This window comes from Gordonia hydrophobica NBRC 16057, from assembly GCF_001592365.1.
GTDB classification, from domain to species: Bacteria; Actinomycetota; Actinomycetes; order Mycobacteriales; family Mycobacteriaceae; genus Gordonia; species Gordonia hydrophobica.
In genome coordinates this window covers 155997-169446 of the sequence record NZ_BCWU01000005.1, presented here as the reverse complement: position 1 = coordinate 169446, position 13450 = coordinate 155997, and the positions used below count along the sequence as shown (strand labels likewise).

Below are 13450 nucleotides of genomic sequence, written 5' to 3'. Positions count from 1 at the left end.
TCGATATGGCCACCGCCCCGCAGTCCGCGATCCCCGCCGACGCCGCGCGTCCCCTCGACACCGCGCTTCCCCTCACCGCGGTGAGGGTCGTCGACCTCACCGAGGGAATGGGTGAATCGACCGGCCGGTTCCTCGCCGATCTCGGCGCCGACGTCCTCCGCGTGTCCTCAGACCACTCGACCGAGGGTCCCGCGCCTGCCATCGCGGACGCCCTGCGACGTGCGAACAAGTCGGTGCTGCGCCTGCGAGCGGACGCCGAGGCCGATCGGGCCCGTCTACGCGAGGTGATCACCTGCGCCGACATCGTGATCACCTCGGAGCCACGCGCTGCGCTGACGTCGTGGGAGCTCGACCTCGAGGCGCTCCGCCGCAGCGCACCGCATCTGGTCTGGGTCGCGGTCACCCCGTTCGGTCTGACCGGACCGTACCGCGATCGAGTCGCCGACGAACCCGTGCTGTACGCGATGTCCGGCGTCCTGTCACGGTCCGGCGCACCGGGCGAGGTCCCCTTGCTCCCGCCCGCCGGGCTCGCTGAGGGAACCGTCGCAGCGCACGCGGCGTGGGCCGCGCTGCTCGCCTACCACCGACGGCTGGACACCGGCCTCGGCGACACCGTCGACGTCTCGGCATACGAGGCGATGGTCCACGGGTTCGATCCCGGTTTCGGCACGCAGGGCTCCGCCGCCGCGGGCCGCTCGGAGGACTATCCGCGCAATCGGCCGGACGCGTCGAACTTCTACCCCGTCTTCGACAGCCGTGACGGACAGGTCCGTCTCTGTCTCCTCGCCAAGCGCCCGTGGCGCAGCATGTTCGAGTGGCTGGGCAGCCCCGCGGAGTTCGCCGATCCACGCTACGACACGATCCCCGGCCGATTCGCCGACGCCGATCGCCTGCATGCGCGCATCGGCGCCCTCTTCGCGCAGCACACCAGCGAGCAACTCGTGACCGAGGGAGTAGCGCGCGGCATCCCCATCGGCGCCGTCTCGACGCTCGGACAGGCGTTGGCGGAAGATCATTTCGCCGAGTCGGGCGCGTTGATCGACGCCGAGATCATGCCCGGCACCACCGCCCGCATCCCGTCCGGGTACGTCCGGATCGGTGGGCGGCGGGCGGGCTTCCGCTCGCCGGCACAGGTGCGCTCGTCCGCGCCGTCGTGGTCTCCCGAGCGCGCGACACCTGCTCAGGAGGCATCGTCCGGGACGCCGCACGGAACAGCAGCGCCGGCGCCCCTGTCCGGTGTTCGCGTCCTCGACCTCGGCGTCATCGTCTTCGGTGCCGAGTTGAGCCGTCAACTGGCCGATTACGGCGCCGACGTCATCAAGATCGAGAACACTCGCTACCCGGACGGGCTGCGGCAGTCCAAACGCGGCGCCAAGATCCCCGCATCGGTGGCCTGGGGGCACCGCAACAAACGCAGCCTCGGCATCGACCTGCGTTCGCCGGAGGGCGCCGACCTCTTCCGGCGTCTGGTCGCCGACGCCGACGTCGTCGTCGCGAACTTCAAACCCGGAACCCTTGCGGCGATGGGGTTCTCCGCCGAGTCGCTGGCCCGAGTGAACCCCCGCATCATCGTGGCCGAGTCCAGCGCGTTCGGCGACGTCGGCCCCTGGCGCACGCGGATGGGGTACGGGCCGCTGGTTCGCGCCGGGTCCGGCGTCTCGGCACTGTGGCGCTATCCGTCGCGGGACCATCTCCTGTGCGACGGGTCCACCGTGTACCCCGATCACATCGCCGGCCATCTGTGCGCGACCGCCATCCTCGCGGCGTTGATCGATCGACGCCGGACCGGACGCGGCACCGCCATCTCGCTGGCCCAGGTCGATGTCGCGCTGAATCAGATCGGCGTCGGGCTGGCCACGGAGAGCCTGGCACCGGGCACTGTCGGGCCCACGGGCAATGCCGATCCACAGTGCGCGCCCAGCGGCGTGTTCGCCTGCCGCGGCGACGACGAATGGCTCGTCGTCACGATCCGCACCGACGAGCAGTGGGCGGCGTTCGCCGGTCTCGCGTCGGCAGCGGTCACGGAGGCGGCGGATCCCTGTTTCGCGACGTCCGCGGACCGCCTGGCGCACCGCGCCGAGGTCGACCGCGTCGTCGCAGCCTGGGCCGCGACCCGGACGCCACACGAGGCCGCGGCGGACCTGCAGGCCGTCGGGATCCCCGCCGCCCCGATGGCGCGGCTGCCCGAGTTGCTCGACGACGAGCATCTCCTCGCGCGCCGCAGCTTCACGACCGTGACCCATGACCTCCTGGGGATCACCCTCCCCGCCGTCGCTCGCGCCGCGATCTTCGGAGCGATCGCCGATCCGCCTGCGCGTCAGGCGCCGTCGGCAGGCGAGCACACCCGCGAGATCGGCACCGAGTTGCTGCACCTGACCGACGCGGAGATCGCGGCACTCGTCGAATCGGATGTGCTGCAGCCGAACGACTGACCATCCGACACCAGAAAGGCGCGTCGACCGGGTCGACGCGCCTTTCGCTTGTGGTGTCGGGGCTCAGCGGTTGTTGTAACCCGCGTCCACCGGCATCGCGACGCCGGTGACGTACCGGGCCTCGTCGGAGGCGAGGAAGACGATCGCGTTGCTGATGTCGACGGCTTCGATGAGCTCCACCGGCATCGGATTCTTGTACGCGTCGTCGGCGGCGACCTCGGGATGGCTCATGACGAACTCGCCCTACTCCGCGTTCGCGACCATCGGCGTGTTCACCCCGGTCGGGTGAATCGTGTTGACCCGGATGAAGTCCTTCGCGAGCTCCTTGGAGTACAGCCGCATCAACCCCACGACGCCGTGCTTGGCCGCGGTGTACCCGGCCTGCCCCGGAAGCGTGTTGAGACCGATGCTCCGCAAGCCAGCGGCCGAACTCGTGATCGTGATGGTGCCGCCGCGGCCCTGCTCCACCAGAATGGGGGCCACCACGTCGAGGACATGCCACACGCCGGTCAACATGACGTCCACGGCGTCGAACCACGCCTGCTTCTGCTCACCCGGTCCGATCACCGGCATGATGCCCGCGTTCGCGACGATGGTGTCGACGTGCCCGAACTGCTCGATGCCCGCCGCCAGTGCGGCTTCGATGTCCTCACGTCGCCGAACGTCTCCGATCGTCGTCACGATCTGCCCGCCGACCTCCTTGACCAGACGCTCGGTCTCCGCGAGATCTTCACGGGTGGCCATCGGATAGAACACCGTCGGGATCTGGTCGCAGATGTCGATCCCGATGATCGACGCCCCTTCTTGTGCGAGTCGCACCGCGTGCGCCCGTCCCTGTCCGCGGGCGATGCCCGTGATGAAGGCGACCTTGCCTTCCAACCGGGTACCCACTGTGTCAGTCGTCATCTCTCATTCCTCACTGTGTTGGGATCTGTTGGGACGTGTTGGGATCAGAGCCGCGTGCCCGTCGCCGAGGTGCGCGCAGAAGTCGGTGATGGCGTCGCCCATGACGTCGTTGTCGTCGCCGGAGACCATGTGTCCGGCCCCGGACACCTCGACGTGCCGGGCCCCGGGAATCAGTGTCAGCAGGTCGGCGACGCCATCGGCGGACACGATGTCGGACTGCGCCCCGTGCACCAGCAGCGTGGGAACCGTGATGCGTCGTGCGGCCGATCGGGCGCACGCCTCGCGCTCGGCGGCCGCGTCCACCGAGTTCTCGCGTTGCGCGAGGATTCTCGGGTCCCAGTGCCAGTGCCAACGCCCGTCGCGCAGTCGCAGATTCTTACGCAGGCCGTCGAGGCGAGGCGCCCGCCGTCGATTCGGGTTGTACGCCGCGACCGCGGCCAGCGCCTCCTCGAGCGAGGAGAAGCCGGTGACGCCGCGCGCCATGAACTCGTGAATCCGCTCGAGGCCTTCGGGCTCCGCTTTCGGAGTGATGTCGACGAGCACGAGCGCGCGAGCGAGATCGGCGTCCGCCTGAGCGATGAGGGACGCCATGCCGCCGAGCGAGGCTCCGATGAGCACCGGCCGCTCGGGCAGCGCTCGCGCGATCGCAGCGACGTCGCGTGCGTGCGCGGCGACCGTGTAATCCCCGTCCGCAGTCCAGTCACTCTCGCCGTGCCCACGCAGATCCACGGCGTGCACCTGCCAGCCCTGCACTGCGAGACGGTGACCGGTGCGCAGCCACGAATGCCGCGTCTGTCCCCCGCCGTGCAGCAGGACGGCGATGCCCGCTCGGTGCCCGTCCGGATCCCAGCTGGTCGCTGCAAGGTCGACGCCGTCGCCGGCGAACCGTTGGACGCGTTCTTTCAATGACATGGTGAAAACCGCCTCACAAGGGCCGATCGGCCGGTGAAAGTCATTGCACGAGAATTGGAATCGAATTCGAATCCCAATTCTCTATTGCCTCCCTAAAACTAATACCATAAGATTATCGGGTACTCAATGAATTTCACGCGAAGGCCTCCCATGTCCACTCACCGCACACTCCGCATCGCCGCCAAGGACACGGTCGCCGCCGACGTCGTCTCCCTCGTCCTGGAGGATCCACGCGGCGGCGAGCTGCCGGACTGGGCGCCCGGCGCCCACATCGACGTCGAGCTCGGCGGCGACATCGTCCGGCAGTACTCGCTCTGCGGTGGCGACTCCAGCAACCAGTGGCGCATTGCGGTGCTCCGTGAGACCGCGGGCCGCGGCGGCTCGGCGTACGTGCACGATCAGCTCTGTGTCGGAGCCGAGATCGTGACCGGCGGACCGAGGAACAACTTCGATTTCGTCGACGCGCCGTCATACCTGTTCGTCGCGGGCGGCATCGGCATCACCCCCCTGCTGCCGATGATCGCGGCCGCCGACCGCGCCGGTCGGCCGTGGCGTCTGCTGTACGGCGGACGCACGCGCGCAAGCATGGCCTTCGCCGACGAACTCGCCCGTGCGCATCCCGACGCCGTCACCCTCGCGCCGGCCGACGAGGTCGGTCTCCTGGATCTGGACTCGGCATTGAGCGAGGTCGACGCCGGAGGCGAGGTCTACTGCTGCGGGCCCGAACCGTTGTTGCTCGCGATCGAGGAGCAGAGCCGTCGCCACGAGGTACCGCTCCACGTGGAGCGCTTCTCACCGAAGGCGATCTCCGCCGACGCCGTCGACACCGCTTTCGAGGTGGAATTGGCGCAGTCGGGACAGACCCTCACCGTCGCAGCCGACGAGTCCATCCTGTCCGCCGTTCTCGATGCGGGCGTCGACGCCGACTTCTCCTGTCGCGAAGGAACCTGTGGCACCTGCGAGGTGGCGGTGCTCGGCGGTGAGATCGATCATCGAGACTCGGTGCTCGACGAGGACGAGGCCGCGGCGGGCGATGTGATGATGATCTGCGTCTCGCGGTGTCGGTCCGCGCGCCTGGTGATCGACCTGTAGCGGGTCCGCCGGTACCGGCCCGTCAGTCGGCGTCTGGGCCCTTCTCGGGAACGACGGCGGACGGCAGAAACGCCGGGAGCACGAAGGTGCGGAGCATCTCGCGGTGCGACGGGTCGTCGGGCCTGTCGAAGTCCAGGCGTCCCACCAGGATGAATTGAATCAGGGCGATCCACTCGGCCATCTTGGTGCGATCCAAGTCGCGGCGGATCTCGCCCCGCTCGAGCGCCCGGTCGAGGATCGGCTCCCACATCTCAGCCGTCAGTCGTGCCGCCAGCCCCGAACTGCCGACGAGCGGCTCGGCCATCTGCATGTGCTCGGGCGAGACCAGCACCCTGATCAACGGATCCTGACGACCGCGGTCGACGAGGAAGATCAAGCCCTCCACCAGCTGATCGGCAAAGGTGGGCTGACTGAGCAGAAATTCCCTCGCCTTCGCGAACAGCAGGCGGGACCGACGCTCGATCAGCGCGCCGATCAGTGCGTCGCGTCCCGCGAAATACCGGTAGACGGTCGGCCTCGACACCCCCGCCTCGCGGCCGATGTCGTCCATCGTCGTCTTCGCCGGACCATACTTGGCGAAGACCCGCTCGGCGGCCACCATGAGTTGGTCACGCGCCTCGTCCGCGTCCTCGGAGAGAACGTTTCCCGTCTTTCTGCGCGCCATTGTCCCAGTCCTGTCGTCATGCCGTCACCCATGACGATACATGAGACGGTTTCTGTCTTTTGTTACTGGTCCGCCTTCGTCAGCGATCCCAGTCGAAGTCAGCGGCGTGCGCACTGACCCGATCGACGAACGCGGGCGGCCGCTTCTCCAGGAACGACGCTACGCCTTCGCGCACGTCACCGGACTGTCCTCGCTCCACCAGCAACCGGGACTCCACCCGGTGCGCCCGCTGCGGACTGTCCGCCGCCGCCATCTGCCACAGCAGTTGCCGGGTCAGCGCCACCGAGACCGGTGACGTCCCGTCCGCGAACTCCTCGGCGATGGCGAGCGCACGGTCGAGCACCTGTGCCTTCGGAACCACTTCGGACACCAGGCCGGCATCGAGCGCTTCGGAGGCCTGCACCGTCTTTCCCGACATCGTCCACCGCAACGCGGTCGCCATCCCCACGATCCGCGGCAGGAACCACGACGAGCAGGCTTCGGGGACCAGACCCCGACGGGTGAACACGAAAGCGAACTTGGCGTCGTCCGAGGCGATGCGAACGTCGGCGGGCAGGGTCATCGTGACCCCGACCCCCGCCGACGGACCGTTGACCGCGACGATCACCGGCTTTCGCGAGGCGAAGACGCGCAGCGACGTGGTGCCGCCCGAGTCGGGCGGGATGCCCTCGCCGGAGAGGGACCCCGCGCCCGACTCGGGCAGGAATGTGTCGCCGCCGGCCTCGAGATCGGCGCCGGCGCAGAAGGCGCGCCCCGTTCCGGTGATCACCACCGCTCGGATCGAGTCGTCCGCATCCGTCGCATCGAAGGCGGCGACCAGGTCGTCACGCATCGCGTACGTGAAGGCGTTGAGTCGCTCCGGCCGGTTCAGCCAGATCACCGCCGCGGCGCCGCGGCGCTCAACCCACAGCGTCGACCACTCCGCCAACAGTTCCGTCTGCGAACCACTCGATCCCACGGCTATCGAACCTTCTCGAAGCGGACGTGCACGTCCTTGTACTCGTCCCGGATCACCGTCTTGGCGATCTTGCCGGACGGCAGTCGCGGCAGCGGATCGTCGGTGACGACCACATAGCGCGGCACCTTGAAGTCCGCGAGGACGCGCGAGCAGTGCTCGACGATCGTCGCGGCGTCGACGTCGCCCGCGACGGTCACGATCGCTGCGGGCGTCTCCCCGAATCGTTCGTCCTCCGCGGCGATGACCGCCACCTCCACCACACCGTCGATGGACCCGATCGCTCCCTCCAACTCCACCGGCGAGATGTTGATGCCGCCGGAGATGATCAGGTCCTTCAACCGATCGACGAACTTGACTCGGCCGGATTCGTCCGCCTCGCCGAGGTCGCCGCTGTGCAGCCAGCCGTCCCGGAGTGCCAACGCAGTGGTCTCCGGGTCGTTCCAGTATCCGGGCGTCACGCCCGGGCCGCGGACCACCAGTTCGCCGGTCTCACCGGGCGCGGCTTGGTTTCCGTCGGCGTCGAACACCTTGACCTGGGTGAAGATGGAGCCGGTACCGCATCGGTCGGGGTGATCCATCGCTTCGGAGCGGATGGTCGCGGTCGCCACGCCGCCTGCCTCGGTCATGCCGTAGATCTGCCGCAGCAGCACGCCCTTGTCGGCCCAACGCGCGAGCAGGTCGGTCGGCACCGCGGCGCCGCCGACGATCGCGGTCTTGAGCGACGACAGGTCGGCGTTCGCGAACTCCGGCGCCCGCGAGATGGCCTCGAAGATCAGCGGCACCCCGAAGATCGCCTCCACCGCGTGCTTCTCCAGCAGCGTCACCGCGCGCGACGGCACCAGATCGGGCTCCACCACCAACGTGCCGCCGAGCACCGTGGTGATCAGCAGCCCGTACACCAGGCCGGGGGTGAATGCGAGCGGGAGAACGAGCAGCGTGGTGGTTCCGGGCCGGAACCCCTCCTCGGTCAGCGTGTTCTCCAGGACGATCGACAGGAGGGTCCGGTTGGTGAGGACGACGCCCTTCGAGAGTCCGGTGGATCCGCTGGTGAACAGAATCGTCGTCGGTTCGTCTGGTGCGACGTCGACGCGGAAGTCGTCGGAGCCGCCCGTCCGAAGCGCCTCGAGATCGGCATACGTGACGATGGTGAACCCCGTGCCCAGCGCAGCGGTCTGCTCGGCCAGCGACTCGAAGCCCGGTGCCACGATGACCGTGGTGAGGCCGGCGTCGTCGGCGATCTTGCGCAGTTCCGCCGGCTGGTAACGACTGTTCAGCGGCACCAGAATGCCGCCGGACTTCAGCACGGACAGTGCGGCGACCGGCCACTCCAACGAATTGGGACCGAGCAGTCCCACGCGATCGCCCGGCGTCACGTCCACCGTGTCGCACAGATGGCGCGCGGCCCGGCTCGTCCAGTCGCGCAGCGTGCCGTAAGAGAGCTCGGAGCCGTTGAAGACGAGTGCTGTGGAGTCCGGTTTGGTGCGGCCCCACCAGTCGAGGGCTGCTCCGATTGTTGCGGTCATGGCGTCGTTCCTTTGTTCGGGAGGCGGGCTGGATAGGTGTGGCGAGAGAGCGTTGAGTGGTCGATCGAGCACGGGCGCAGCCGGCCGATCAGCGGGTGGATCCGGCCAGTTCGTGGCGACCGATGATGAGTTTCATGATCTCGTTGGTGCCCCCGTAGATGCGCTGAATGCGCGCATCGGTGAAGGCTCGCCCGACCGGGTACTCGAGCATGTAGCCGTACCCGCCGTGCAGTTGCACGCAGGCGTCGATCACCGCCCACTGGTTCTCCGTGGCGATCAGTTTGGTCTTGGCCGCGTCGACCGCGGTCAGGGTTCCCGCGTTGTAGCGAGTGACGGCGCGGTCGAGATAGGCGCGGCACGACTCGGTGCGGGTGATCAGGTCGGCGAGCGTGAACGAGGTGTTCTGGAAGTCGGCGATCGCCTTGCCGAAAGCTCGCCGATCGCGGACGTAGTCGACGGTCCAGCGCAGCGTGGCCTCGGCCGAGAACTGCCCGGCCAGGGCGATGCCGAGCCGCTCGAGCGGCAGGTTGTCCATGAGATGTCCGAATCCGCCGCCGACGTCGCCGAGGACGTTCGCGTCGGGGACGTACACGTCGTCGAAGAACAGTTCCGCGGTGTCTTGCGCCTGCAATCCCACTTTCTGAAGTTTGCGACCACGACGGAAGCCGGGCATCCCCGACTCCACCACGAACAGCGTGAAGGCCTTCGCCCCCGCGTCCGCATCGCTCGCGGCCGGGGTCCGCGCCACCACGATCACCAGATCGGCCAGGATGCCGCTGGTGATGAACGTCTTGGATCCGGACAGCCGCCACCCGCCGTCGACGCGCACCGCCGAGGTGCTGATCGCCTGCAGATCGCTGCCGGTGCCGGGTTCGCTCATGGCGATGGCGCCGATCGTCTCGCCCGTGGTGAAGCCACGGAGCCACCGCTCGCACTGCTCGTCGGTCGCGAGCCGAAGCAGGTAGCTCAGCACGATGTCGTCGTTGGTCGAGAATCCGGACTGCAGCGAACTCGCGCCGACGGCGGCGAGCTCGTTGATCAGCGCGACGCGGAACCGATAATCGGTGACGCCGCTGCCACCGAATCGCTCGGGTACCGACAGGCCCAGCAGCCCCTGTCGCCCCGCCGCCAGCCAGACCTCGCGGTCGATCTCGCGATCGGTCTCCCACCGATCCAGGTTCGGCACCACCTCGCGTTCGGCGAATCCGCGGACTGCCGCGGCGTACGCGAGATGGTCGTCGTCGAACAGGTCACTGTCCATGAATGAGTCTCTCCTTCACCGGATCTCGTAGAGCACATCGGTGCGGTCGTGCTGGAACCCGGTGCGTCGACTGACCGCGACCAATCCGTCGTCGGTGGACGGGGCGTAGGCGATCAGTCCGTCGAGCCCGGCCGCCGTCGCCCGCGCTGCGGCCGCGATCAACAGATCCGACAGCGCCTCGCGTCGACGATCCCCGCTGCACTCCGGCGCGACGGCGAGGTAGTCGGTCCCCGCGCAGCGCCCGAACTCATCGACGTGGGTCGGCGTCAGGTCCAGATCGATCAGCCCGACGAGGGCGCCGTCGCCGTGGACCCCGAGCACTCGCCGATCGCCGCCCGTCAGTCCGGCTGCACACCGCTCACGTTCGCGATCGGACGCACCGGTCCGCCCGAGCAACTCGGCGACCGCATCCGCGTCGGCGGCGCTCAACTCCCGCGCGCGGGCATCGTCGCCCGCCGCGGTCTCCGCGCGTGGTCGTACCAGCTTCCACACGCGCTGGGTGCGCGGAAGCAGATTGCGGTCGCCGATCCGCCCCGATGCCGGATGATTGCCGCGCGCCCACGAACGGATGCCGACGAACTCACTGCCGAGCCACCCTCCCTCCGCGTGCACGTCGACGCCCTCACGTTCGAGCAACAGGGTGACGATGCCGATCGATCTCAGGTCGGGATCGATCACGATGGTGCCGTCGGCCCATCCGTCGCTCCGCGGCACCAGGCGGATCACGCCCGCCACCCGCTCGGGCTCGTCGTCCCCGCCCAGCGTCACCGGTCGCGGATCGAGCCAGATGACCAGGTGCCGCACGCCCGCGCCGTCGCTGCGCGCGGCGGCCGCCATGTCACGCACCACCTCGTCCGGGTCGATCGCGTTGTACTCGGGCTCGGCGTCGTACGCTGCGGCCCGGACGAGGAGGTCGCGCAACTGCGCGGCATCGTGCTCATCGAGTTGCGAGCGCCATTCGTAGTGAATCATCGCGGCGACCTGCTACTTCGCAGCCGCCGCGGCCCGACCGTCGGCGACCAGCCTGCGCGTCTCACGACGGAACACCTGATTCGCGATCTCGTTGCGACCGAGCATCATGTCACCGGCGTCGGCGCTCGCCATCCCGCGCTGCGAGCCGCGCAGCAGCGGAAAGTCCTCGTTGTGGAGCACCGCGAGGAGGATGTCCCAGTTCTTGGACCACAGTCGCTCCCAGTGCGCCTCGTCCATCCCGCTGTCTTCGACCTTGGGCACGATCAACCGCTGTTCCATGCGCGACTGCGCCGGATCGGACGGATGCGGCCGGAAGGTCAGCAACTGGAAGTGATCGGGCTGGCGCAGCAGCGTCGAGTTCGGCAGGAGGAAGTGCGTCTCGGTGACGTACTTGTCGAGCGCGGCGTCACCGGGGTCCTCCTCCAGGAACCGATCGATGGACTTCCGCGGTGCGATGAAGCGGCAGTGGCGACCGAAGTCCTCCAGCGCCATGACGTTGGTGTGGATCACCTTGCCCGCGGTGTTCGGGTGTGCGTACTGAATGTGATAACCGTCCAGGAACGCGTCCTGCATGAGCTTCCAATTGGTCGGCTCATCGAATCCGCCGGCCTGGTAGCAGACCGCGTCCTCGAGCCGGTACTCGGCGAGGATCGCGTCCATCTCCGGTCCCAGCCACGCCTCGACGTCGATGGTGGCGTTGGCGTTGTCGACGACCCAGACGAACCCGTGCCGCTCCTGCACCGGCACCTCGATCAAGCCGTGCTCCGCGCGGTCGACCTCACCGAACGTGGTGTCGCGGGTGATGGTCCGCAGCGACCCGTCCGGATCGTACGACCACCGGTGGTACGGGCATGAGAAGATCCGGCAGCGGCCCTTCTCGCGCTCCTCGAGCATCGCGCCGCGATGCCGGCAGAGATTCACGAACGCCTTGATGCTGCCGTCCTTCTGGCGCGTGACGATGAGGTTGTTGCGCGGCATCTGAACGGTCATGAAGTCGTTCGGCTTCGCCAGCTCCGAGCTGTGCGCGACGATCGACGGCACGGTGCCGAAGATGTGGTCGCGTTCGTCTTGGGCGAGGACCGGATCGGTGAACTCCGTCGGCGCGAAGTCGATCACCTCGTCGAACTTGTCAGTGGTCTCGTTTCGGAGCAGCTCCAGTGCGCGTCGGATTCTGTCCTGTCGAGGTAGCGATGTCGTCATGAGTCTTCCCGTCGTGATCAGGTGTCGAACAGTGCCGGCTGTCGCCGCACTCCGGTCGAACCGGTGACATAAACCTATCGTAATTAGGTTTAACTGGCAATGGATTCACAAAGATTCCGGTGACGCGGGCCACGAACGATCGCCCCCGGGGAACGAGCGGGGCGTCGCCGGCGCAGGCCGCCTGGCCGACACCGGAGACGCCCCGTCGTCACGACGCCCTCAGCGGTTTTCCGGCGTGAACTCGATCGGCATCCGTGCACAACCGCGCACCTGCGAGGAGTGGAACACCGGCGGGTCGCCCTCGACGAAGCGGTAATCCGGAATGCGGTCGTGGATCGCCTCCATGGCCACCGTGAGCTCGATGCGGGCCAGATGCGAACCGAGGCACCGATGCGCACCGCCACCGAACGACAGATGCCTGTTGGGGCTGCGCATCACGTCGACGACGGCGGGGTCGTCGAACTCCTCGGCGTCACGGTTCGCCGAACACAGCAGCAGAATCAACTGCTCGCCCTCAGCGATCTGCTGTCCGCCGAGCACCACGTCACGCGTCGCACGGCGTCCCGGAACCACCGCGGCTTCGATGCGGAGAATCTCCTCCACCGCACTCGGGATGGTGGCGGGATCGTCGATGACCTCCTGCCGCTGATCCGGATTGGCGATGAACTGCTTGATCATCCAGGCCAGCGACCCCTGCACGGTGTGCAGGCCGGCGATGAGCAACAGGAAGAACATCCGGTTGAGCTCCTCGTCGGTGAGCAGCCGCGTCCCGTCGGCCAACTCCACCTCCGTGTGGATCAGGGTGGAGGTGATGTCGTCGCCCGGATTCGCCCGTCGGTCGTCGACCATCTTCTGGAAGTAGCCGAGCATCTGCATGCCCGCCATCGCCCGCGCTTCCAGTGACTCCTGCTCAGTGCCGCCGGGCTTGCCGAACAAGACGATGTCCGTGGCCTCGGTGAACAGCGGCGCATCGGAGACCGGCCAGTCCATGAGCGCGAGGAATACGCGGGCCGGAAGCTCGTGAGCGAACTCCTCGACGAACTCGGCGCTCCCCTTCGACGCGAAGCCGTCGATGAGTTCGTCGACGACACCGCGGATGTCGTCGGTGAGCTTCTTCATCCGCATCGGCCCGAACAACGGCTGCAGCGCCTTGCGATACCCCGTGTGCTCCGGCGGATCCAGTTCGATGGGGATGAACTTGCCGAACGCCTCGTTCGTGACGAGGTTGTTCGGGTAACTCGAATAGGTCTCCGGATCCCGGAGCACCTCGTGAATCTCGTTGTACGCGGTGACGATCCAGTGGCCGCCGTAATGCGGCGACCACACCACCGGACCGACGGCCGCGAGTTGCGCGGCGCGTTCCTGGAAGTGGTCGACCGGGGCGGCCAGAGCCGGGTCGTACACGTCGAAATCGACGGTGACTTCTTCTCGTGTTCGCTGGGCTGCAGTCATTGTGGTTCCTTGGAGTGTTGGTCGAAGAGGGGATGCTCCGCGGGCGGGGCACACCGCTCCCCGCGGAGTCGGTCCACC

Annotated in this window: 10 protein-coding genes and 1 pseudogene; 2 read left to right on the top strand and 9 right to left on the bottom strand. The window is 67.9% G+C overall.

All coding sequences use genetic code 11. The features are described from left to right. Window positions 1–5: 5 nt before the first annotated feature. Window positions 6–2432, top strand: a complete 2427-nt coding sequence (locus tag GH2_RS10435; RefSeq protein ID WP_066167017.1) for a CaiB/BaiF CoA-transferase family protein — start codon at window positions 6–8, stop codon at window positions 2430–2432. A 63-nt stretch (window positions 2433–2495) separates the two neighbouring features. Here the strand turns inward: GH2_RS10435 and GH2_RS10430 are convergent. Both GH2_RS10430 and GH2_RS10425 read right to left on the bottom strand, forming a co-directional pair. Continuing rightward, window positions 2496–3338, bottom strand: a pseudogene (locus GH2_RS10430) (mycofactocin-coupled SDR family oxidoreductase). A gap of 3 nt (window positions 3339–3341) precedes the next feature. Further along, on the bottom strand, window positions 3342–4250 hold the full coding sequence (locus tag GH2_RS10425) for an alpha/beta fold hydrolase (RefSeq protein WP_066167014.1): 909 nt from the start codon (window positions 4248–4250) through the stop codon (window positions 3342–3344). Window positions 4251–4400: 150 nt separating this feature from the next. On the opposite strand from GH2_RS10425, the gene GH2_RS10420 reads away from it, so the two are divergent. Then, complete coding sequence (locus GH2_RS10420) at window positions 4401–5342, top strand: PDR/VanB family oxidoreductase (RefSeq protein WP_066167011.1); 942 nt, start codon at window positions 4401–4403, stop codon at window positions 5340–5342. Between the two features lie 22 nt (window positions 5343–5364). Here GH2_RS10420 and GH2_RS10415 read toward each other — a convergent pair whose 3' ends face one another. From GH2_RS10415 to GH2_RS10385, 7 genes are all read right to left on the bottom strand, one after another. Then, a complete protein-coding gene (locus GH2_RS10415) occupies window positions 5365–6006 on the bottom strand; it encodes a TetR/AcrR family transcriptional regulator (protein WP_066167009.1) in 642 nt (213 codons plus the stop codon). Between the two features lie 79 nt (window positions 6007–6085). Then, window positions 6086–6964 carry an enoyl-CoA hydratase-related protein gene (locus GH2_RS10410; RefSeq protein ID WP_066167006.1) on the bottom strand — a complete coding sequence of 293 codons (879 nt, stop codon included), beginning with the start codon at window positions 6962–6964 and terminating at the stop codon, window positions 6086–6088. Window positions 6965–6966: 2 nt separating this feature from the next. Next, window positions 6967–8487 carry a class I adenylate-forming enzyme family protein gene (locus GH2_RS10405; RefSeq protein ID WP_066167003.1) on the bottom strand — a complete coding sequence of 507 codons (1521 nt, stop codon included), beginning with the start codon at window positions 8485–8487 and terminating at the stop codon, window positions 6967–6969. A gap of 88 nt (window positions 8488–8575) precedes the next feature. After that, a complete protein-coding gene (locus tag GH2_RS10400; RefSeq protein WP_066167001.1) occupies window positions 8576–9748 on the bottom strand; it encodes an acyl-CoA dehydrogenase family protein in 1173 nt (390 codons plus the stop codon). A 15-nt stretch (window positions 9749–9763) separates the two neighbouring features. Next, a complete protein-coding gene (locus GH2_RS10395; protein WP_066166998.1) occupies window positions 9764–10720 on the bottom strand; it encodes a hypothetical protein in 957 nt (318 codons plus the stop codon). A gap of 12 nt (window positions 10721–10732) precedes the next feature. After that, window positions 10733–11920 carry an aromatic ring-hydroxylating oxygenase subunit alpha gene (locus tag GH2_RS10390; protein WP_066166995.1) on the bottom strand — a complete coding sequence of 396 codons (1188 nt, stop codon included), beginning with the start codon at window positions 11918–11920 and terminating at the stop codon, window positions 10733–10735. A 219-nt stretch (window positions 11921–12139) separates the two neighbouring features. Further along, entirely contained in the window at window positions 12140–13372 is a 1233-nt protein-coding gene (locus tag GH2_RS10385) for a cytochrome P450 (RefSeq protein ID WP_066166992.1), read from the bottom strand. Window positions 13373–13450: the final 78 nt, after the last annotated feature.